The organism is Salinispora oceanensis (assembly GCF_000383575.1).
GTDB classification, from domain to species: Bacteria; Actinomycetota; Actinomycetes; order Mycobacteriales; family Micromonosporaceae; genus Micromonospora; species Micromonospora oceanensis.
Map to the genome: position 1 here is coordinate 499,752 of NZ_KB911579.1, position 21,195 is coordinate 520,946.

Sequence of the window (21,195 nt, forward strand, 5' to 3'; positions counted from 1 at the left end):
TCACATCGACGCTAGACACAACGTATGACAGAACCCGGACAACTCGATCAACTCACCGCCGATCCGCCCCGGGGACAAGCCGACCCAGGGTCCCGCCCAGGCTGAGACCGCCCGGCCGGTCAGGACCGAGCCAGCCGGCGCAGCAGCGCGTCGGCGCCCAGCGGGTAGGCACCGTGTCGACGTACGCCATCGGCCACCTCCCGGTCTGCGGAGATCACCACCACCGGCCGACCCGACGGCTCGGCTCGGACCAGCCGCCGGATCAGCTCGTCGGCCGTCTCTCCCTTACGGGAAAAGAGCACCCGTACGCCGCGCGGACTCGGCGGCAGGCCATGCATCCGCTCGGCGCCATCGAAGACCACGGTTACCTCGTCGCCGGTCTGCGCGGCGATCCCACCCAGCCCCGTGATCAACCGCTTGCGCTGCTGCTCCAGTGACATTTCGCCGAAGCCCCGCTTGGTGACGTTGTAGCCATCGACCACCAGATGCGCCCGGGGCAGCGCGAGCAGCTGGTCCAGCCGGGCCGGATCGTCGGAGTCCCGGGCTCGGGTGGCGACACCCGCCACGGGAGCGCCGGACTGGTCGGCGAAGGCGTCGGCGACGAAGTCGGCCGGCAACCTGTCCGCCGGATCCAACGCCAACTCCCGCCGCAGGCCCACCGCGGCCTGACCGATCGTCTCCAGCAACAGCCACAACCGGGCGTCGTCAACCGACCTGGACTCCTTGGCGCTGGCCCGGGCCACCCCGGCCGCCGCCTCGGCCTCGGCCAGCCGGGCCCGGGCCCGACGAAGCTCCGCCTCCGCGTCCGCCGTCGCGCGTGTCGCCCGGCCACGCTCAGTGGCGAGCAGCTCGCTCGCCCGGCGCTCTCGAGCCTGCGTCTCGCGCAACGACCGGCCGAGTTGCCGCGACTCCTCCCGGAGTTGGCCGAGCTCCTCGCGGACCCGGGCCAGCTCGTCGCGGAGCTTGTCTGCCTCGACCCGAGCCACCGCACGGTCGTGCTCTGCCCGGGTAGCCCGCTGCTCGGCCTCTCGGACCAGCTCGGCGACGACTGCGCTGTCCGCCTCGGCCCGGACCGCCGCGCCGCTGGACTCGATGAGGTCCCGCCACCCCTGCGGACGCGCTAGGTACGCCAGTGCGGCAACCTCCACCGGGTCGGCGGCGGCCGGCGCGGCGCCCCCGACCACCGCCGCGCCGAGGTCACCGGCGTCGGCAAGCACCCGCGCGGCCACCCGCTGGCGAAACAGTGGGTCGCCGGTCAACTGGGTCGCGATCATCGGCGCGCCGAGCCGGGCCCGCCGGTTGGGCGCGAACTTGGCCACCCGGCGCAGCGGGACCGGCACCTCATCCGCGGGCAGGCCGGGCAGCACCGCGGCAGCCAGCGCCACGATCCGCTGCCGGACCGGCTCCGGCAGCACCGGCTCCGGACCGCCCTCCGCTGCGGGATCATCGGCGGACGGCGCGGGGTCGGCCCCGCTGCGGGGTCCGGAACCGGACGCACCGGCGGTGCCGGTGACAGCCGGGTTGGCGGTGGACGCGGTGGCGCCAGCGGCAACCGGATCATCGAGAGTGCCCCCCGTACCCTCGATGCCCGGCTCCGACGCAGCGGCGACCGACTCCTCCGCGGGGCGGTGGTCGTCGTCGTACGGCTCGGCGAGGGGCATACGGCAAGTCTCCCACTGTCGCCCGGCCCATCGCCGAGCGAGTGAGCCAATATCTCATCGCAGGACCGTTGTCAACGCTCTGCCGCCCGCTGGAGTCGGCGGTTCCCGGGGGACGCGATGGCGCAGTCGGCGCAGCCCGGCGGGTACGGTGTCGGACCGGGCCGTTAGCGTGCCCGCCGATGGCACCGCAGAAATATGTCCAGGAGTTGTTAGCCGGCCTCGACCCCGCTGTCGGCGGCGTTGACCCGGCCCTACCGCTCTACGCGACCACCTTCGTCGTGGTCGACCTCGAGACCACGGGCGGCGCACCGGACGGCGGCGGCATCACCGAGATCGGCGCGGTGAAGGTCCGTGGCGGTGAGCAGCTCGGCGTGCTCGCCACCCTGGTCAATCCCGGCACCCCAGTCCCGCCCTTCGTCACCGTGCTCACCGGCATCACCCAGGCGATGCTGCTGCCCGCCCCGCCGATCGCTGAGGTCCTGCCGAGCTTCCTCGAGTTCCTCTCCACCGACGCGGTCCTGGTCGCCCACAACGCCCCGTACGACGTGGGATTTCTCAAGGCGGCCTGCGCGGCGCACGGCTACCGCTGGCCGAATCCGCGAGTGCTGGACACGGCGGCGCTGGCCCGACGGGTGCTGACTCGCGACGAGGTGCCCAACCGCCGGCTCGGCACCCTCGCGGCATACTTCCGCACCGCCACCCGGCCCACCCACCGGGCGTTGGACGATGCGTTGGCCACCGTTGACGTGCTCCACGGGTTGATCGCCCGGCTCGGCGGGCACCGGGTGCACACGATCGGCGAGGCGATCGAATTCGCCCGGGCAGTCACCCCGACACAGCGCCGCAAGCGGCACCTCGCCGAGGGCCTGCCCCACTCGCCCGGGGTTTACGTGTTCCGGGGCACCGACGACCGCCCGCTTTACGTCGGCACCTCGGTCAACATCGCCAACCGGGTCCGCAGCTACTTCACGGCCGGGGAGAAGCGGGCCCGCATCTCGGAGATGCTCGCCGCCGCCGAGCGGGTGGAGGCGGTGGAGTGCGCCCATTCGCTCGAGGCGGAGGTGCGGGAGCTGCGTCTGATCGGGACACACGCTCCGCCGTACAACCGACGGTCGAAGTTCCCCGAACGGGTGGTCTGGCTGAAGCTGACCGACGAGGCGTACCCACGGTTGTCGGTGGTGCGAAACCTGACCCCGGAGGACGAAACCTACCTCGGGCCCTTCACCTCCCGCCGCGCCGCGGAGCTCGCCGCGGCCGGCTTCCACGACGCGATGCCGCTGCGGCAGTGCACGCACCGGCTGTCACTTCGGAAGGTCACGCCGGCCTGCGCCGTGGCCGAACTGGGTCGCTGCCCGGCCCCCTGCGAGCACCGAATCACCCCGGCGGAGTACGCGGACCGCGCGACGACGCCCTTCCGGGTGGTGTGCGGCGGCGATCCCCAGGGTGTGGTGGATGCCTTGCTTGACCGGATCGGGACGCTTTCGGCGGGACAACGCTACGAGGAGGCCGCGGTGGTGCGATCCCGGCTGACCGCCGTGCTCCGCGCGATCATCCGGATGCAGCGACTCACTGCGCTCACCGGGATCGCCGAGGTGGTGGCAGCCCGGCCAGCACCGGACGGAGGCTGGGAGTTGGCGCTGGTGCGGCATGGACGGTTGGCCGGTGCCGGCGTGTCTCCGCCTGGGATCCACCCACGACCGACGATCGCCACGATCCGGGCGACCGCGGAGACCGTCGTGCCGGGTCACGGACCCACTCCGGCCACCAGCGCCGAGGAGACCGAGCGCGTGCTGTCCTGGTTGGAGCGTCCGGAGACCCGGCTGGTGGAGATGTCGTCCGCCTGGGCTTCCCCGATTGCCGGGACGGGCCGGTTCCGAGCCCTGCTAACGAAGGCGACAAACGCGGCTTCCCACCAATTCTCGACCGAAAGCCCGAGACCAACCACCTGATCGGATGACGCCGACTCGCATAAGCTGTTAACAAGTGCAGTCCTGCCCGTTCACTGGGCCTGCTCCCGGCACCGGAAACGGTGACCTGGGGGCCGGGGTGAGGAGGTATCCCTCGTGGATGTCGACGCCGGACACGGCGCCGCCTTGGAGGGCGCGCTTCCGCCCCAACCAGCGGAGCTGCCCCTGACCCGCCGACTGCGCACGCTGCTGGCGTGGTCCACCGCCGAAACCGAACCGGTTGGTGAGCTGGTCCGCACCCACCGGAGCATCCACTCCGGAACGGATCCGTCATTGCTGCGTCGGGCGTACACGATCGCCGAGACGATGCACCGTGGGCAGTTCCGCAAGAGCGGCGAGCCCTACATCACCCACCCGCTCGCGGTCGCCCAGATCTGCGCCGGGCTCGGCATGGACGCGACCACCCTGGTTGCGGCGCTACTGCACGACACCGTCGAGGACACCCGCTACACCCTCCAAGCCCTCGCCGACGACTTCGGGCCGGAGGTCGCCCACCTGGTTGATGGAGTAACCAAGTTCGACAAGGCGTTCTACGGTAAGGCCGCTGAGGCCGAGACGATCCGGAAGATGATCATAGCGGCCGGCAAGGACGTCCGAGTATTGATCATCAAACTGGCGGACCGGCTGCACAACATGCGCACGCTCGGGGTTCGCTCCGCCGCGTCCCGGGAACGCATCGCCCGAAAGACCCAGGAGGTACTCGTTCCGCTCTGCGACCGCCTGGGCATCCAGAAGCTCAAGCGAGAGCTGGATGACATCGTGCTGATGCACCTGGAGCCGGAAGAACACGACCGCATCTCCCGGCACCTGCACGACCGGCCCGGCTGGGACGCGTATCTGGCGGAGGTCGTCGCCCGGGCGAAGACGGCGCTCCGCCGCAGCCGGGTCAACGCCGACGTGAGCCCTCGTCCGCGCCACCTCTACTCGATCTGGAAGGACACTCTGGCCGGCGATTACGCCGCCCCATGTGACCTACCTCGGGTCGTGATCGTCGTGAACGGCCCGGCCACCGACTGCTACGCGGCTCTCGGCGCCATCCACGGCACCTGGCCCCCGGTGCCCGGCCGGTTCAAGGACTACATCGCCTCCCCGAAGAACAACCTCTACCGCTCCCTCCACACCAGCGTTCGCGGGCTGAAAGATCGCACGGTGGAGGTGCTGATCCGCACCGAGGAGATGCACCGCTGCGCGGAGTACGGCATCGCCGCCAGCTACCGCTTTCCCCGCGCCCGGGTGGACCAGTCCGTCCGGGACGAACAACTGGACTGGCTACGACGCGTACTGGACTGGGAACAGGAGACCGCCGACCCGGCGCAGTTCCTGGAGTCACTACGCAGCGACCTCGCCGAGGCGCAGATCCAGGTCTTCGCCGAGGGGCGACAGGTGGTGCTGCCCGCCGGGGCCACCCCGGTCGACCTCGCGTACGAACTCGACACCGAGCGCGGCGACCACTGCCTGGCGGCCCGGATAAACGGTCGACTCGCCCCGCTCTCCTCCTGCCTCGAGGACGGCGATGTCGTGGAGATCTTCACCGAGACAGAACGGACGCCCGACGGCTTCGACGCGGCCCCACGCGGTCCCCGCCGGGAATGGCTCGGCTTCGTCAAGTCCCCACAAGCCCAGATGCAGATCAACCGATGGTTCGCCGACCACACCGAACCCGGAATCTCCATCGCCGACAAGGTCCGCCTCGGTCGGGCCGCCGTCGGGCTGGCCCTGCGCAAGCACGACCGTGGTCTCGCCAGCGACCTGCCCCTACTCCGGCTCTCCGAGGAGCTCGGCTACCCCGACCTGGAGACGATGCTCGTCGCGGTCTTCGACCGGGCAATCGCACCGGACACGGTGGTGAAGCAGCTCATCGACCTGGTTGACCACCGGCAGCGATGACTGGGCTGGCCCCAGGCCGGCGGGGATTCACCCGACGGCATTAGCCTGGAAGCATGATCTGCCGCTCGCGGACAATCGTACGTGCCGTCGCATACCAGGTCTTCTACCGGCTCCCGCTGCCCGTGCGGCGTCGCCTGGTCCGGTTGACCGTGCCGAAGTACATCGTCGGTGCGGTCACCCTCGTTCGCGACAGCGAGGCCGAGGGGGCCGGACGGCTGCTCCTGCTGCGCCAGCCGCCCGGCCGGGGGTGGACGCTCCCGGCGGGGCTGCTGCAGAAGCGGGAGGCGCCGGTGGTCGGGGCGTGCCGCGAACTGTACGAGGAGACGGGCATCCGGCTCTCCCCCCGCGAGCTGACCCCGGCAGTACCGAACGCGGTCGTCCACGACAAGGGTTGGGTGGACGTGGTATTCACCGCGGCGGTGCCGGCGTCAACGACCACCCTGCGGGTGGATGGTGCGGAGGTCTTCGAGGCCGCCTGGCACCCGCTGGACGCCCTGCCCAAATTAACCTGGCCCACGGCCCGCCTGCTCGGCTACTTCGACATCGGACCGTTGGCGGGGCAGTTCCCGCCAGTGCTGCCCGAGCCCCAGCAGTGACCCCCGCCGACATCTGCGCGGTGGTCCTCGCTGCCGGCGAGGGCAGCCGACTGCGTCCGCTGACGGAGCGGGTACCCAAAGCGCTCTGTCCGGTCGGGAACATCCCGCTACTCGACCGGGCGCTCACGCGGCTCGCCGGGATCGGCCTGACCGGGGCGAGTCGGGTGGCGGTCAACGCCAGCTACCTCGCCGAGCAGGTGATCGCGCACGTCGGGGACCGGGCCCACCGGTCGGTGGAGCCCGACGGCCCGCTCGGCACCGCCGGCGGCCTGGCGAAGCTACGCGACTGGATCGACGGGCGCGGTGTCCTGGTCGGGAACGCCGACGCCTACCTCGCCGACCCGGACCGTCCGCCGGGGCCGGACATCGCCGCCCTACTGCAGGACTGGGACGGCGAGACGGTACGGCTGCTGGGCCAGCCCGCCGTGAACCCAACGGCACCCGGCACCTTCGACGGCCATGCCTTCACCGGGTTCTCCCTGCTGCCGTGGCAGCGAGTACGGAACCTGCCGCTGGAGTTCGGCGATCTGGTGCGAACGGTCTGGCGTCCGGCGGAGGCAGCCGGCGAGCTGACGGTGGTCCCCTATCCCGGCACGTTCTACGACACCGGCACACCCGCGGACTACCTCACCGCCAACCTGCACGCCACTGGCGGCGACACCCTGGTTGACCCCACGGCGCTGGTAACCGGCCCGTGCCGGTCGGCGGTGATCGGAGCGGGTGCGCGGGTGCACGGGGCGGTCACCGGGGCCGTAGTCTGGCCGGGCGCCACTGTGGGGGCGGAGGAGCACGTTCAGCATGCGATCCGCGCGGGGACCGATCTCACCGTCGTAGTCAGCGAACCCACCGCTGCTGGGAACGGCTAGCATGAGCGGCGAAGCCGACGAACGGAGCGACTCCCGTGATCACCGCGATTGTGCTGATCGACTGCGCCACCGACTCGATCCCTGAGGTGGCCGAGGCACTCGCCGCACTGCCCGGGGTCAGCGAGGTCTACTCGGTGGCCGGCCAGGTCGACCTGGTCGCGATAGTCCGGGTCCGCGAGTTCGAACAGATCGCTGAGGTGATCGCGGGGCGCATCTCCAAGGTGTCGGGTGTGCTGAACACCGACTCCCACATCGCGTTCCGCGCGTACTCGCAGCACGACCTCGAGCAGACGTTCGCGATCGGCCTCGGCACCGCCGACTGACCGGCGGCAGCACGGCCGGCGCCAGTCGACGGCCGGTCCACCCCAGTGGGGTGACACGGCCGTCGACTATCTCACCGTGGTCAGCTAACGCCCGGAGCCGGTGTGCCGGTGCCGCCGCCCGGAGCCGGTGACTCGGTGGTGCTACCCGGAGCCGGGCTCTCGCTGGTGGTGCCGGGGCCCGGAGTGGTCATACCCGGGCTCGGGGTGCCGGTGCCGCTGCTCTGCGGTACTGGGACACCCAGCTGGTTCGCCAACTCGACCAACTCGTCGTAGTGGGTCTGCAGGGTCGGCAGCGCGGTCTGCGCAAGCTCGATCACCGACGAGTCGGAACCCTGTGAGATCTCCGTCTGGGTGGCCTGGATGGCCTGGACGTGGGCGGTCAGGTTACTGGTCACCCAGAGCTGGTCGAATTCCTCGCCACTGGCGTTGTTCATCTGGTCGGTGGCGTCCTGCTGGTCGGCCGTCAGCTCGCTCGTCAACTCGACACCGAGCTGATTGGCGACCTGTTGGACCGTCTCGTCCAGCTGGGTGTGGTCAGTCCCGATCTGTTGGCCCAGATTCTTGACCCCCTGGTCCTGGCCCTTCTGCCCGGCCAGCTCCCCCTTGCTGATCTCAAACAGATTCACCTGGTGAATGGCCTGCAGGTACTGGGTGTCCTGCTGTGACGGCTGCGCCGCGGCGTGGGCAGCCGCGGCGGGTGCGATACCCACCAGCACCAGCGCGGCCAGCAGGCCCAGGCGTTTGAATCCCAACATTCGTCCTCCCCTAGAGACGTTGGACCGCACGGATACCCGGCTGGCCGGGGTTATTCCTCTGTCCCAGCCCAGGTATGCCCAACAGACGTGGCGCCCACCGGAGTTCTCCGGCGGGCGCCACGTGCGGTTACGTCGCGGGTGAGGTCAGCGGCGCTCGCCGCTGGAGATCTCCGATCGCTCGGTGTCCGAATCGACCGGGGGTGCCGGCGACACCGGCGCCTCGGCGGGCTTCTCGATCGGGTAGAAGAAGCCCCGGATCGCCGGGCCGAGCGCGCCGAGCCGGTTCATCTTCTTCGGCACCACCCAGCCGACGTACTCCAGTTCGCCGTCCTCCCGGTGGAGTGGCTGGTGCACCTCGACGAACCGACCGTCCGGCAGCCGCCGGATGATGCCGGTCTCGACCCCGTGCGCCAGAACCTCCCGGTCGTGCTGCTGGAGCCCCAGACAGATCCGGTAGGTGACGAAGTACGCCAACGGCGGGAGGAGCAGCAGACCGATCCGGCCACCCCAGGTCATCGCGTTCAGGCTGATATTGAACTTGTCGGCGATGACATCGTTCGCCCCGGAGAGCGCCAGCACCAGGTAGAAGGTGACGGCCATGGCACCCAGCCCGCTCCGCGCCGGAACGTCCCGCGGCCGCTGGAGCAGGTTGTGGCTACGGAAGTCCTTGAGGCGCCGGGCCTCAATGAACGGATAGAGCACGGACATACCCACCAACACTCCGGGCAGCACGACCGTTGGCCAGAACAGCGGCGGAATGACGTACCCATCGCCGATCGGAATGTAGATCTCCCAGGCGGGCATCAGCCGGGTAGAGCCGTCGAGGAACATGACGTACCAGTCGGGCTGGCTGGCAGCCGAAACTACCCACGCCTCGTACGGCCCGAACAACCAGATCGGGTTGATCTGGAACAGGCCGGCCATCAGCGCGATCACCCCGAAGACGACCATGAAGAAGCCGCCCTGCTTCAACGCGTACCGCGGGAACATCCGCTCGCCGACCACGTTGTCGTTGGTCCGGCCGGGGCCGGGCCACTGGGTGTGCTTCTGCTTGAAGACCAGCCCCAGGTGGGCACCGATCAGGGCGAGCAGCAAGCCGGGGATGAGCAGTACGTGCGCGATGTAGAACCGGCTGATGATGATCGTTCCGGGGAACTCGCCGTCGAAGATCGAGGACGTGAGCCAGGAGCCGATCACCGGAATCGACAACATGATGCCGGAGGCGATCCGGAGCCCGGTGCCGGAGAGGCCGTCGTCCGGCAGGGAGTAGCCGGTGAAACCGGCCAGGAAGCCCACCCAGAACAGTAGCGAACCAATGATCCAGTTGGCCTCCCGCGGCTTGCGGAACGCGCCGGTGAAGAAGACCCGCAGCATGTGCACCACGATCGCGGCCATGAACAGCAAGGCCGCCCAGTGGTGCATCTGCCGCATGATCAGGCCACCCCGGACGTCGAACGTGATGTCCAGACTGGAGGCGTACGCGGCGGACATCGGCGTGCCCCGGAGCGGGGCGTAGCTGCCGTTGTAGATCACCTCGGTCATCGCCGGCTCGAAGAAGAAGGTCAGGAAGACCCCGGTGAGCAGCAGGACGATGAACGAGAAGAGCGCGATCTCACCCAGCAGGAAGGACCAGTGGTCCGGGAAGACCTTGTTCAGCAGCCGACGGAGCGGGGTGGCCACCTGAAAGCGGTCGTCCACCCCCCGGGCCGCGTTGCCCGGGACGGCTGCCATCTCAAACTTTCGCCGCTTCACGGCCGCTCCCAGAAGTCGGGTCCGACGGTCTCGGTGTAGTCGGACGTGGCCACGAAGTAACCCTCGTCGTCAACGAAGATCGGCAACTGCGGCAGCCGACGGCTGGCGGGACCGAAGATGGGCTTCGCGTTGTCGGTGATCAGGAACTGCGACTGGTGACACGGGCAGAGCAGCCGGTTGGTCTGCTGCTCGTAGAGGCTGGCGGGGCAGCCGGCGTGCGTGCAGATCTTCGAGTAGGCGGCGAAGTTGCCCCACATGAAGTCGTCGTGGCCGATCCGCACGTTGGCCTCGCGGGCCTCCAGCGCATCCGCGTCCCGAAGGTGGATCAACAACGCCGGCGAGTCCGCGTACTTGTTACTCACCCCGTGGTCGATACCGGGGAAGACGGTGATCTGGCCACCGGCGCTGATGTCCGCCGGGCGAATCGGGCGGCCGTCCTCACGGACCAGCCGAACCTTCTGCCCGCCCTCCATCGGCGCGAAACCCGTGGTGAACATCTGGTTGTTCTTGTGCGGCTGCGAGATCAGGCCACCCACCAGCGGCGCCGCGGCCACCGCGCCGACCGGCGCGAGACCGGCCAGCAGCGAGACTCCCAGCAGCGGCCGGCGCTTCACGCCCAGCTCATCGGCCATGTAGAGCATCGTCTGTCCGGTGATCGTGCGGTCCCGCTCGTTCACCACGCCCTCATGCCGGTCCTGGACCGAGACCTCCTTGGGCAGCAGCTTCTTGCCCCAGGTGAGAACGCCGAAGCCGATGCCGAGCAGGGAGATACCCAGGGTCACACCCAGCAGCGGCGTGTACCACTTGTCGCCGCCGTGGCCCAGCTCGTACTCCCAGGGCCACCAGATGTAGATCGCCAGGAAGGCGGTCGCGGAGGCGCCGGTCAGCAGGAAGAACGAGGCGACCGTACGGCTCAGGCGTCGCTCGGCCTTGCTGCCCGGCACGACCTGCGGCTCGTAGTGGACGATCTCGATGTCGTCCTCACGGGCACCCGCACGGACGATGTCGAAGCGACTGAGATCCGGATCGTCCAGGTCGACCGGCTGGTCGCCGCCCGCGTTTCCAGGGTGAGTGGTGGTCATGCCGTCACCTCGCTGTGGGCGGTGCCGACCCGCGACACCGGCGCAATGTTGGTCAGGAACCGCCCGGTCACGACTTACCCGCAATCCACAGGGTGGTAAAGACCAGCGCGACGATGCCGACCAGGAAGATCGCCAGGCCCTCGGTCGAGGGACCGTAGCGGCCGAGGTTGAAGCCACCCGGGTCCTGGTTGTGGTTCAGGGTCTCCTGGATGTAGGCGATGATGTCCGCCTTCTGCTCGGGCGTGATCTGGTTGTCCCCGAACACCGGCATGTTCTGCGGACCGCTGAGCATCGCGGCGTAAATCTGACGATCGGTGGCGGGCTTCAGGGTCGGCGCGTACTTACCCGAGGAGAGGGCTCCACCGCCGCCGCCGAAGGCGTGACACTGCGAGCAGTTGATCCGGAACAGCTCACCACCGGCGGCGAGGTTGCCGTCCTTGTGGAGATCCTCGCCGGCCGGCACCTCCGGGCCACCACCAAGCTCCTGGATGTACTGTCCGAGCTGACGGATCTCATCGTCGTTGAAGACCGGAGGCTTGCGGGGCGCCTGGGCCTCCTGCCGGACCATCGGCATGCGGCCGCTGCCCACCTGGAACTCGACCGAGGCGGAGCCAACGCCGACCAGACTCGGGCCGCGCCCCTCGACGCCCTGCGCGTTGCGACCGTGGCAGCTCACACAGCTCTCGTTGAACAGCGCCTTGCCGTCCGTGGCGGCGCTAGACATCGGTGTGTCCTGCGCCTGCACGCTGGGGGCGAAAGCCGTGTAGGCACCGCCGGCCAGCATCAGCGCTGCCAGCAGCCGGACCGCGGCACCCAGCCGGCGGCGGCCCCTGCTGCGCGACGCGGGCCGCCCGCGCAGCCGCGCGAGCAGACCGCGTCGGCGGTCGTTGTCAGAAGTCATGACCTGTGTCCTTAACCGGTTGGACCTTGCCTGAGGGGACGAAGCAGCGGCGCGATTCGGGGCGCGCCAAGATCACTGAAGCCAGTAGATCATGGCGTAGAGCGCGATCCACACCACATCGACGAAGTGCCAGTAGTACGACACCACGATCGCCGATGTCGCCTGCGCCGGCGTGAACCGACCCATGGTGGTGCGAATCATGAAGATGACGAAGGCGACCAGACCGCCCGCCACGTGGAGACCGTGGAAGCCGGTGGTGAGGTAGAACATCGACCCATAGCCATCTTCGTTGATCTTGACGCCCTCGTGGATCAGCTCCCGGTACTCGTTCAGCTGGCCGAGTACGAAGATCAGTCCCATCACGAAGGTGATCGTGAACCAACGCCGTAGGGCGTGCACGTCCCCCTTCTCCGCGGCGAACACGCCGATCTGGCAGGTCACCGACGAGAGCACCAAAATCACCGTGAACGTCGTCGCGTACGGAACATTCAGGTGCGGAGTGTGCTCCGCCCACTGCTCCGGCGCCGCGGCACGGATCGAGAAGTACATCGCGAACAGCGCCGCGAAGAACATGAGTTCACTGGAGAGCCACACGATCGTCCCGACGCTGACCATGTTGGGTCGCGTCAGGGAGTGGATCCGGCTCTTGTCAATCGCTGGGGCCGCAGTCACGCGGTCATTATTGCCGTTAAGCGAGGCCGGCGATCAGCGGGGGCCCAAACCGGTGCTCCGGGCAGCCCGATCGGGGGGGTCCGTTTAGCCTCACCTAGGGTGAAAACGTGCAGCGCGTCGATCCACTCTCCATTGCTACCGAAGTCGCCGCACCAGCTGCGACCTCGGTCGCCGTACCGGCAGCACCCGCGGCCATCCCGCCGCCATTCACCCTCACGTCGATCTTCACCGAGGTGCAGCCAGTCAGCTGGATCGCGGTCGGCTTGGCTCTCGCAGCTGGACTCTACCTCTACGGCGTACGCCGGCTCCGGGTGCGCGGCGACCGCTGGCCGGTGGTCCGAACGCTGCTCTTCCTCGGCCCCGGCCTCGGCGGCATCGCCACGGTGACCCTCAGCGGACTGGCGGCCTACGACACCACGTTGCTGTCGGTCTACCTGACGCAGCACCTGGTGCTCTCCATGGTGGCACCGATCTTCCTGGCCCTGGGCGCCCCTATCACGCTGGCGCTACAGGCGTTGCCACCGCACCCGCGCGAGCGGCTGCGGACGCTCCTACACAGCCGCATCGCCCGGCTCTGCAGCTACCCTCTGGTCGCCTTCGCGATCTTCATGGTCACCCCGTTCGCCCTCTACTTCACTGACCTGTACCGCTACACGCTCGAACACGCCTGGGCGCACGGGTTGGTCCAGGCACACGTTCTCCTGATCGGATGCGTCTTCTTCTGGCCGTTACTCGGGCTCGACCCGCTGCCCAACCGCTGGCCCTACCCGGGCTGGGCGCTGCTGATGCTGCTCTCCGTGCCGTTCTACACCGTGCTCGGGCTCACCATCATGCAGTCGACCGCCCTCTTCGGTGGCGACTGGCACTCCTCGCTCGGCCTGACCTGGGCCGACCCATGGGAGGACCAGGTGATCGCCGGTGGGATCCTCTGGGGCGGCGGCGAGCTCGTCAGCGTCACCATGTTGGCGGTGCTGGTCGTGCGATGGATGCGCCAGGCCGAGCGGGAGGCCCGCCGGATCGACCGCGAGCTGGACCGCCAGGAGGCCGAACAGCGGGCCAACCCGGCGGTCGGCTGACTGCCCGGCCGGGGAGCACCGCCCGCGGAAGCCCTGCTGGGTAGGACCGGTACGATCGGCAGATAGCTACGAGGTGGGAGCCAGTTAAGCAATGAGCGATCGTCGGTGCACTGTCCTGCTCTACAGTGACGACCCACAGGTCCGGGATCGGATGCGACTCGCCGTCGGCAACCGGCCCGCACCCGGCCTCAAGGTTGAGTTCGTTGACGCGTCCGACTACGCCGAGTGCATCCGGCTGGTTGACGACTACGAGATTGATCTCCTACTCCTGGACGGCGAGGCACACCCGGGCGGTGGCCTCGGCATCGCCCGGCAGATCAAGGACGACCGGGCCGATCCCCCACCCACCTGCGTGGTGCTCGCTCGCGCCGCCGACCGATGGCTCGCCGCCTACGCCGAGGTTGATGCCACCCTGGTGCATCCGCTCGATCCGGTGACCACCGGCACGACCGTCGCCGAAGTGCTGCGGACCCACGCACCGACCTGACGTCCCCCTCCGGCACCGCTTCGGCGCCGGGTCCGCCGGCGCCGGATCCTAACCCCTGGACCGCTCGGGAGGCCCCCATGGGCGAACGGACCTGGCCGCACCTGCTCGCCGCGCTGCTGCGCGGCGACGAGCTATCCACCGCCGACACTGCCTGGGCGATGGGTGAGATCATGTCCGGATCGGCGGGCCCAGCGCAGGTCGCCGGCTTCGCCGTCGCGCTGCGGGCCAAGGGTGAGACCCCCGCCGAGCTCTCCGGCCTGGTCGAGGCGATGCTCACCCACGCCGTTCCGGTCGATCTGCCCGCGGAGCTGCGCGCAACCGCCGTGGATGTGGTGGGCACCGGTGGCGATCTCGCGCACACCGTGAACATCTCCACCATGGCCTCCCTGGTGGTCGCCGGCGCCGGCGTACGGGTCGTCAAGCACGGCAACCGAGCCGCTTCCTCCTCCTGCGGCACCGCGGACGTACTGGAGTTCCTCGGCCTGCCGCTGGAACTCGGCCCCGAGGCGGTGGCGACCTGCGTCGCCGAGGCGGGGATTGGCTTCTGCTTCGCCGCCCGGTTCCACCCCGGGATGCGCCACGCTGGCCCGGTGCGTCGAGAGCTGGGCGTACCCACCGCCTTCAACTTCCTCGGCCCGCTCACCAACCCGGCTCGTCCGCGAGCCGGCGCAGTCGGCTGCTTCGACGCCCGGATGGCGCCGGTCATGGCCGCGGTCTTCGCCGCTCGCGGTGACTCGGCGCTCGTCCTGCGCGGCGAGGACGGGCTCGACGAGTTCACCACCGCCGCCCCCACCCGCGTCTGGGCGGCGCAGGGCGGCACGGTCTCCGAGGCGCTGCTCGACGCGACGGACCTTGGGATACCCCGGGCCACCCTCGCCGACCTACGCGGCGGCGACGTCGCCTACAACGCCGACGCGGTACGCCGCCTGCTCGCCGGGGAGACCGGGCCGGTGCGAGACGCGGTGCTGGTCAACGCCGCCGCGGCGCTCGCCACCCAGGGGCCCCTGCACACGGACCTGACCGAGGCGCTGCGGGCCGGCCTCCTCCGCGCCGCCGATTCGATCGACTCCGGGGCCGCGGCCCGCACGCTGGACCGCTGGATCGAGGTCGCCCAAACCGTAAGGCCGGCTACCGTCTGAGCCAACACCAGAGCGGCCCCGCCGACGGCGAGCTGGTCCAGCCCCCGGCACCGCTGGGGAGGACCACTTGCCACCGGAGGCCAGTCGGGCAGGTTGGGACGATCAACCGACGTGGCCGACGGCCCACACCGCAATCGCCTCCACACGGCGAACGGCCCGCTCCCTGCCGGGAGCGGGCCGTTCGCCTAATTGTGGATCAGTGCTCGGCAGTGCGCCGGGTACCGCTGTAGTACTCGAAGAGCAGGCCACAGGCGGCGAAGACGACCGCTACCAGGCCGACAGCCAGCAGCCAGAGCTGCCAGAACACGAGGCCGAGACCGGCGATCGTGGCCGCCAGCGCGATCCCGAACGGCCAGTAGCTGCCCGGGCTGAAGAAGCCCACCTCACCCGCGCCATCAGCGATTTCCGCATCAGCCCGGTCCTCGGGGCGCAGATCGATCCGCCGGGCGACAAACCAGAAGAAGCCGCCGCACATCAGGCAGAGCGCGAAGCTCAACAGCAGGGCGATGGTGCCAACCCATTCGATCTGGCCGCCGTCGCCGTAGGTCCAGCCTCCGTAGAGTGCCGAGGCAAAGAGCAGGAACCCGGCGATGATGAGGAAGATACGCCACTCGGTCTTCATGCCTGCTCCCTCAGTTACCCACGCCGCTAGCCGACTTGTCGGGGTTGAAGTTCGACTCGGTGCGTCGCGTGTCGAACGGCTCCGTGGTCGTCGCGTAGGGGTCTTCACCGATCGCGGTCAGCGCCTCCTGCGTGGACCGTCCATCCTGCTTGGCGGCGAGGAACTGGTCGTACTTCTCCGGCGAGACAACCCGCAGCTCGAAGTTCATGAAGGCGTGGTAGGTGCCGCACAGCTCCGCGCAGCGGCCCACGTACGCACCCTCGCCCTCGAGCTTGGAGACCTCGAAGACATTGCGAATGCTACCGGGGAAGACATCACGCTTGAACAGCATCTCCGGCACCCAGAACGAGTGGATGACGTCGCGGCTGGTCTCCTCGAAGCGGATCGACCGGTCCGAGGGCAACACCAGGATCGGGATGACCTCGCTGGTGCCGAGGACCGAAGCGACCGTGTTGGCCTCCACGCCCTGGCCGTCGCGGTAGTTGAACTGCCAGTTCCACTTGAAGGCGACCACCTCGACGGTGACATCCGGGTCCCGGGAGGTCTTCCCCACATCGGTCTGCACGATCGCCGTGTAGTAGAAGAGCACGGCGACGATCAGAATCGGGGCGATGGTGTAGAGGAACTCCATCGGCAGGTTGTAGCGAGTCTGCACCGGCAGCTCGTTGCCCCGCTTCCGGTAGCGCACCACGCACCAGAAGATGAGGCCCCACACGAACACGCCGACCGCGAGCGCCGCGATGCACGAGGCGATCCACAGGTCGTACATCCGGTTCGCCTCAGGGGTGATGCCGCCCTGCGGCCAGCCGAAGCCGCCGAACGCGGCACCGACATCGCAGCCCGTGAGCAGGACCAACAGTGCCGCTCCGCCGAGACCGAGCCCAGCCAGCCGGCCGGCACCCCGCACCCGGCGCCCACCGGCTTCCGGGTAGGCGCTGTGCCGTACGGCCGACGGCCGTACCTCCGAACTCCTTGCGACCACCTGGTCCTGCCTCCCTAGCGCGCCGCCGTGTCATCTGATCTGCCGGCCTCCGCCGGTGGAGCTTCAACACCGGCGGCAAAGGGGTCACCGACGGTCGCAGATTACTCGACTAGGACCGGCTGGACCTGATTGGGGTGGTTGTCCGCCCCCATCGGGGTGATCACAAGACAGGGGAGGCGATATCGTGGAGCTCCGTGAACGCCTCTCCGGTCTACCTGGACGCCGCCTCCGCCGCGCCGCTGCACCCCGTCGCCCGACAGGCGCTACTGGCCGCCCTGGACGACGGCTGGGCCGACCCACAACGGCTCTACGCCCCAGCTCGGCGTGCGCGTCAACTCCTGGACGCGGCGCGGGAGGCCGCCGCGGACACGCTCGGCGTCCGACCGGACGAGCTCTCCTTCACCCCAAGCGGTACGGCGGCTGCGCACTCGGCCGTCCTCGGCGGGCTCGTCGGACGGCGCCGGGCCGGGTCCGGCCTGGTGCACTCCGCTATCGAACACTCGGCGGTGCTGCACGCCGCCGAGCGACACGTGGCTGCTGGCGGCACGGCGACATCGGTCCCGGTCGACCGGGTTGGCCGAATCGATCTGGACGCCTGGTCAACGGCGGTCGGGGCACGCGGGACCGCGCTCGCGGCCCTGATCGGCGCGAGCCACGAGGTGGGCACCGTGCAGCCGGTCGCCGAGGCCGGTGCCGCCTGCGCCGCCGCCGGAGTGCCGCTCTACGTCGACGCGGCACAGGTGGTCGGGCACGCACCGGTGCCGGTGGGCTGGTCGATCCTGACCGCGAGCGCCCACAAGTGGGGCGGACCGCCGGGGGTCGGGTTGCTGGTGGTCCGCAAGGGCACCCGCTGGGAGTCGCCGTGGCCGATGGACGAACGCGAGGCAGGGCGGGCCCCGGGGGTGGTGAACCTACCAGCGGTCGTCGCGGCGGCGGCGAGTCTGCGTGCGGTGGCGGCCGACGCGGCGGCACGGGGGGCCCGACTCGCCCGCCTGGTGGACCGGATCCGGGCCCGGGTGGCGACCGAGGTGCCGGATGTGGAGGTGGTCGGTGATCCAGAAGATCGACTTCCGCACCTGGTGACCTTCTCCTGCCTGTACGTCGATGGTGAGGCGCTGCTCCACGCGTTGGACCGGCGCGGCTTCGCCGTCTCCTCCGGGTCGTCGTGCACGTCGTCAACGCTGCGCCCGTCGCACGTGCTGGCGGCGATGGGAGTGTTGTCACACGGCAATGTGCGGGTCTCGCTGCACCGGGACACGACCGAGGCCGACGTGGAGCGGTTCCTGACCGAGCTGCCGGGGATCGTGACCGCGTTGCGGACCGAGGCGGGCGTGGTGGGGCTGTGACGGCGCCCGAGGTACTCGACTGCCGGGGGCAGCGCTGCCCGCTGCCGGTGATCGCGGTAGCCCGCCGCCTGCCCGAGCTGCCGGTGGGCGCCCTCGTCCGGGTGCTGGCCGACGATCCGGCCGCCGCGGTGGACCTGCCTGCCTGGTGTCGGCTTCGAGGTCAGGAGTTCGTGGGCCGGGTGGACGGTCCCGACGGCCCGGGATTCGACGTTCGCCGCCGGCACTGACCCCCGAGCCCCGGGGGGCAGTGCCGGCGTCGGCTCACGGCACCAGGTGCGGACGGACCTCATCGGCAGCCGCATCGCCGTACGAGTCGGCGAGCCGCTTGACGAAGAGGTCCCGGTGGAGCTGGTATTCCTGGGTGCCGACCGCCTCCAGCACCAGGGTGGCGAGCAACGAGCCGACCTGGGCGGCCCGTTCCAGGCCGAGGCCCCAGGAGAGCCCGGCGAAGAAGCCGGCCCGGAATCCGTCGCCGACCCCGGTCGGGTCAACGGCGCGGATCTCGCGGGCGATCGGCACATGGATCGGGTCGATGTCCCGTCCGGCGATCTCCACGCCCTGCTTGCCAAGGGTGGTCACCCGCACCTTGACCAGGTCGAGCAGTTGCGCGTCGCTGAGACGGGCCTTGCTCTGCAGCAGCGACTTCTCGTACTCGTTGGTCATCAGGTAATCGGCGCCCTGAATCAGCGCGACGACGTCCTCACCCGGCATCCGAGCAAGCTGCTGGGAGGGGTCGGCGGCGAACGCGTACCCCCGCTCCCGGCACTCGGCGGAGTGGCGCAACATCGCCTCCGGGTCGTTGGCGCCGACCAACACCAGGTCGAGGCCGCTGGTCCGCTGGGCGATCGGCTCCAGCTCGATGTTGCGCGCCTCGCTCATCGCCCCGGCGTAGAAGGAGGCGATCTGGCACATCTCGGTGTCGGTGGTGCAGACGAAACGGGCAGTGTGGGCGATCTCGCTCACGTGCACGGAGTCGCAGTCAACGCCGTGCCGCTCCAGCCAGGAACGGTAGTCGGCGAAGTCGGCACCCACCGCGCCCACCAGAACCGGGCGCAGGCCGAGCTGGCCCATGCCGAAGGCGATGTTGGCGGCCACCCCGCCCCGTCGTAGCACAAGGTCGTCCACCAGGAAGGAGAGTGACACCTTGTCGAGCTGGTCGGCGATGAGCTGCTCGGCGAAACGGCCGGGGAAGCTCATTAGGTGGTCAGTCGCGATCGAGCCGGTCACGGCGATCTTCATGTCATCCCTTGGGGTGTCGGGAGCGGGGCGTCGGTCAGCCTACCGCTCCGGCTACCCCGAGGTAACCGTTCAGTTGAACCATCAGCAACTCCCGTACCAACCACCGGGGGCCGGCCCTCTTGGTGAAAAACCGGGGCCGGCCCGCCGGTCGGCGGTCAGCTGAACGAGTCGCCGCAGGCGCAGGAGTTTCCCGCGTTCGGGTTGTCGATCGTGAAGCCCTGCGCGTCGATCCGGTCGGCGAAGTCGATGGTGGCGCCACCCAGGTAGGGGGCGCTCATCCGGTCAACGACGACCTCCACGCCATCGAAATCGGTGATTACATCGCCGTCGAGCGACCGCTCGTCGAAGAAGAGCTGGTACCGCAGGCCGGAGCAGCCGCCCGGCTGCACCGCGACCCGGAGCCGCAGGTCGTCACGGCCCTCCTGCTCGATCAGAGCCTTGACCTTCTGGGCCGCGACATCGGTCAGGATCACGGTCGTGGGGGCCTCGGTCGACTCGGTCTGCGCTGGCGTGGTCACGTGGAATCTCCCTGCACACGTAAGGTGTGGTCGTCGTAGCCAACACCGTCGGTCAACGATTCCCACTGCGGTCCGGCTTCGATTGTAGGCCGCCCGCCACCGGGCCACCCAGGTGACGGGGGCCGCACCCGGCCGGTCAGCGACTCCACTGCCGGGCCAGCCGGGCCGCCAGGGTCCGCAGCCCGTTGACCGGCTGGCCGATCGCCGCCTCCACCCCGCCGTGTTCCGCCCCGCCGTAGTGCTCGACGAGGCTGTGTGCCTCGGTGACGCCCGCCGCGGCCGCCTCCCGCCGGCCCGCGCCCACCTGCCCCGCCAGCACCACGCACGGCACGCCCCGGTCCCGGGCCGCGCCGGCCACCCCAGCGACCACCTTGCCGCACAGGGACTGCTGATCAAACGAACCCTCGCCGGTGATCACCAGGTCGACGGAGTCCAGCGCGGTCTCCAGCCCGACGGCGCGGGCGACCAGGCCGATCCCCGACTCGCACCGGCCGCCGAGGGCGAGCACCGCCGCGCCCAGCCCACCGGCCGCCCCGCCACCGGGTAGGGCGCCCAGGCCACCGGGGCAGCCGGACAGGTCCCGTTCAAGGACCGCGGCGAACCGCTCCAACGCGGCGTCGAGCAGCAGCACGTCCGCCCGGTCGGCGCCTTTCTGCGGTCCGAAGACATTGCTCGCCCCGTGCACCCCGAGTAACGGGTTGTCCACATCCGTGGCAGCGACCAACCGGGCGTCCCGCAACCGTGGCGCCCCGTCCAGCGCCGCGACGGCGGCCAGCGCCGCTCCCCCGTACGGCAGGGCCACCCCAGCGCCGTCCAGCGGTGTCACGCCGAGGGCGGCGAGCAGGCCCGCGCCCGCGTCATTGGTGGCCGAGCCACCGAGCCCGAGCACCACCTCGGAAGCGCCGCACTCGACGGCGGCGGCCACCAGCAGCCCCACTCCGTACGAGGTGGTGCGTCTCGGGTCGCGCTCGGCCGGGGCGAGCAGCTGCAGACCGCAGGCCTGAGCGCTCTCCACGTACCCCGTACCGCCCGGGGTGAGCAGGATCTCAGCGGAGGTTGGACGGCCAAGGGGGTCAACGGTCGGCACCGGCACCCGACGGGCGTCCACCGCCCCGGCCAATACCTCCAGGAACCCGGGACCACCGTCAGCGAGGGGGTGCACGAGCAGGTCGTCGTCCGGCGCCACCGATCGCCAACCGGCGACCATGGCACTGGCCACCGCCGGCGCCGACAGGGTGCCGGCGAACTTGTCCGGGCAGAGCAGCACACGCATGCCGAGCAGTGTGGCAGCACACACCGGCACGCGCCGCAACGGAGCGGCGCT

Annotated in this window: 21 protein-coding genes; 10 read left to right on the top strand and 11 right to left on the bottom strand. The window is 69.9% G+C overall.

Going from position 1 to position 21,195, the window contains the following annotated elements; translation table 11 throughout:
* Positions 1-119: 119 nt before the first annotated feature.
* Positions 120-1,661, bottom strand: a complete 1,542-nt coding sequence (locus tag SALPAC4_RS0102055; protein ID WP_019868957.1) for an NYN domain-containing protein — start codon at positions 1,659-1,661, stop codon at positions 120-122.
* Between the two features lie 179 nt (positions 1,662-1,840).
* On the opposite strand from SALPAC4_RS0102055, the gene SALPAC4_RS0102060 reads away from it, so the two are divergent.
* The 5 genes from SALPAC4_RS0102060 to SALPAC4_RS0102080 all read left to right on the top strand — a co-directional run bounded on the left by SALPAC4_RS0102060 (position 1,841) and on the right by SALPAC4_RS0102080 (position 7,300).
* On the top strand, positions 1,841-3,610 hold the full coding sequence (locus SALPAC4_RS0102060; RefSeq protein WP_019868958.1) for a DEDD exonuclease domain-containing protein: 1,770 nt from the start codon (positions 1,841-1,843) through the stop codon (positions 3,608-3,610).
* A 114-nt stretch (positions 3,611-3,724) separates the two neighbouring features.
* Positions 3,725-5,515 carry a RelA/SpoT family protein gene (locus tag SALPAC4_RS0102065; protein ID WP_019868959.1) on the top strand — a complete coding sequence of 597 codons (1,791 nt, stop codon included), beginning with the start codon at positions 3,725-3,727 and terminating at the stop codon, positions 5,513-5,515.
* Between the two features lie 53 nt (positions 5,516-5,568).
* Complete coding sequence (locus tag SALPAC4_RS0102070; RefSeq protein ID WP_019868960.1) at positions 5,569-6,111, top strand: NUDIX hydrolase; 543 nt, start codon at positions 5,569-5,571, stop codon at positions 6,109-6,111.
* Positions 6,108-6,977 carry a sugar phosphate nucleotidyltransferase gene (locus SALPAC4_RS0102075; RefSeq protein WP_019868961.1) on the top strand — a complete coding sequence of 290 codons (870 nt, stop codon included), beginning with the start codon at positions 6,108-6,110 and terminating at the stop codon, positions 6,975-6,977. Before SALPAC4_RS0102070 ends, SALPAC4_RS0102075 begins: the two co-directional genes overlap by 4 nt.
* A gap of 35 nt (positions 6,978-7,012) precedes the next feature.
* A complete protein-coding gene (locus SALPAC4_RS0102080; protein WP_018223191.1) occupies positions 7,013-7,300 on the top strand; it encodes an Lrp/AsnC family transcriptional regulator in 288 nt (95 codons plus the stop codon).
* 80 nt (positions 7,301-7,380) lie between these two features.
* Here the strand turns inward: SALPAC4_RS0102080 and SALPAC4_RS0102085 are convergent, their stop codons facing one another.
* From SALPAC4_RS0102085 to ctaE, 5 genes are all read right to left on the bottom strand, one after another.
* Positions 7,381-8,055: a DUF4142 domain-containing protein gene (locus SALPAC4_RS0102085; RefSeq protein ID WP_019868962.1), complete on the bottom strand. Its 675-nt coding sequence runs from the start codon at positions 8,053-8,055 to the stop codon at positions 7,381-7,383.
* 144 nt (positions 8,056-8,199) lie between these two features.
* The gene (qcrB, locus tag SALPAC4_RS0102090) at positions 8,200-9,807 is read right to left on the bottom strand and encodes a cytochrome bc1 complex cytochrome b subunit (RefSeq protein ID WP_018736135.1); all 1,608 of its coding nucleotides are present in this window, start codon (positions 9,805-9,807) and stop codon (positions 8,200-8,202) included.
* Complete coding sequence (gene qcrA / locus SALPAC4_RS0102095; protein WP_018736134.1) at positions 9,804-10,889, bottom strand: cytochrome bc1 complex Rieske iron-sulfur subunit; 1,086 nt, start codon at positions 10,887-10,889, stop codon at positions 9,804-9,806. The genes qcrB and qcrA overlap by 4 nt, the downstream gene beginning before the upstream one ends.
* Before the next feature lie 67 nt (positions 10,890-10,956).
* A complete protein-coding gene (qcrC, locus tag SALPAC4_RS0102100; protein WP_019868963.1) occupies positions 10,957-11,790 on the bottom strand; it encodes a cytochrome bc1 complex diheme cytochrome c subunit in 834 nt (277 codons plus the stop codon).
* 72 nt (positions 11,791-11,862) lie between these two features.
* On the bottom strand, positions 11,863-12,462 hold the full coding sequence (ctaE, locus tag SALPAC4_RS0102105) for an aa3-type cytochrome oxidase subunit III (protein ID WP_018730660.1): 600 nt from the start codon (positions 12,460-12,462) through the stop codon (positions 11,863-11,865).
* 107 nt (positions 12,463-12,569) lie between these two features.
* Here ctaE and SALPAC4_RS0102110 point away from each other — a divergent pair, with 107 nt between their 5' ends.
* The 3 genes from SALPAC4_RS0102110 to trpD all read left to right on the top strand — a co-directional run bounded on the left by SALPAC4_RS0102110 (position 12,570) and on the right by trpD (position 15,164).
* A complete protein-coding gene (locus SALPAC4_RS0102110) occupies positions 12,570-13,538 on the top strand; it encodes a cytochrome c oxidase assembly protein (RefSeq protein WP_019868964.1) in 969 nt (322 codons plus the stop codon).
* Positions 13,539-13,629: 91 nt separating this feature from the next.
* Positions 13,630-14,025: a response regulator gene (locus tag SALPAC4_RS0102115; protein ID WP_019868965.1), complete on the top strand. Its 396-nt coding sequence runs from the start codon at positions 13,630-13,632 to the stop codon at positions 14,023-14,025.
* Positions 14,026-14,102: 77 nt separating this feature from the next.
* The gene (trpD, locus tag SALPAC4_RS0102120; RefSeq protein WP_019868966.1) at positions 14,103-15,164 is read left to right on the top strand and encodes an anthranilate phosphoribosyltransferase; all 1,062 of its coding nucleotides are present in this window, start codon (positions 14,103-14,105) and stop codon (positions 15,162-15,164) included.
* A 196-nt stretch (positions 15,165-15,360) separates the two neighbouring features.
* On the opposite strand, the gene SALPAC4_RS0102125 is transcribed toward trpD, so the two are convergent.
* Together SALPAC4_RS0102125 and ctaC are read right to left on the bottom strand one after the other, a co-directional pair.
* On the bottom strand, positions 15,361-15,786 hold the full coding sequence (locus SALPAC4_RS0102125) for a cytochrome c oxidase subunit 4 (protein WP_018730656.1): 426 nt from the start codon (positions 15,784-15,786) through the stop codon (positions 15,361-15,363).
* Between the two features lie 10 nt (positions 15,787-15,796).
* Entirely contained in the window at positions 15,797-16,768 is a 972-nt protein-coding gene (gene ctaC, locus SALPAC4_RS0102130; RefSeq protein ID WP_027644607.1) for an aa3-type cytochrome oxidase subunit II, read from the bottom strand.
* Positions 16,769-16,962: 194 nt separating this feature from the next.
* On the opposite strand from ctaC, the gene SALPAC4_RS0102135 reads away from it, so the two are divergent.
* Both SALPAC4_RS0102135 and SALPAC4_RS0102140 read left to right on the top strand, forming a co-directional pair.
* Complete coding sequence (locus tag SALPAC4_RS0102135) at positions 16,963-18,114, top strand: cysteine desulfurase family protein (RefSeq protein WP_019868968.1); 1,152 nt, start codon at positions 16,963-16,965, stop codon at positions 18,112-18,114.
* The gene (locus tag SALPAC4_RS0102140) at positions 18,111-18,341 is read left to right on the top strand and encodes a sulfurtransferase TusA family protein (RefSeq protein ID WP_018730653.1); all 231 of its coding nucleotides are present in this window, start codon (positions 18,111-18,113) and stop codon (positions 18,339-18,341) included. The genes SALPAC4_RS0102135 and SALPAC4_RS0102140 overlap by 4 nt, the downstream gene beginning before the upstream one ends.
* A gap of 34 nt (positions 18,342-18,375) precedes the next feature.
* On the opposite strand, the gene SALPAC4_RS0102145 is transcribed toward SALPAC4_RS0102140, so the two are convergent.
* From SALPAC4_RS0102145 to SALPAC4_RS0102155, 3 genes are all read right to left on the bottom strand, one after another.
* Positions 18,376-19,353: a carbohydrate kinase family protein gene (locus SALPAC4_RS0102145; RefSeq protein WP_019868969.1), complete on the bottom strand. Its 978-nt coding sequence runs from the start codon at positions 19,351-19,353 to the stop codon at positions 18,376-18,378.
* Between the two features lie 155 nt (positions 19,354-19,508).
* Positions 19,509-19,871: an iron-sulfur cluster insertion protein ErpA gene (erpA, locus tag SALPAC4_RS0102150; protein WP_019868970.1), complete on the bottom strand. Its 363-nt coding sequence runs from the start codon at positions 19,869-19,871 to the stop codon at positions 19,509-19,511.
* Between the two features lie 136 nt (positions 19,872-20,007).
* The gene (locus tag SALPAC4_RS0102155; protein WP_019868971.1) at positions 20,008-21,144 is read right to left on the bottom strand and encodes a glycerate kinase family protein; all 1,137 of its coding nucleotides are present in this window, start codon (positions 21,142-21,144) and stop codon (positions 20,008-20,010) included.
* Between the last annotated feature and the right edge of the window lie 51 nt (positions 21,145-21,195).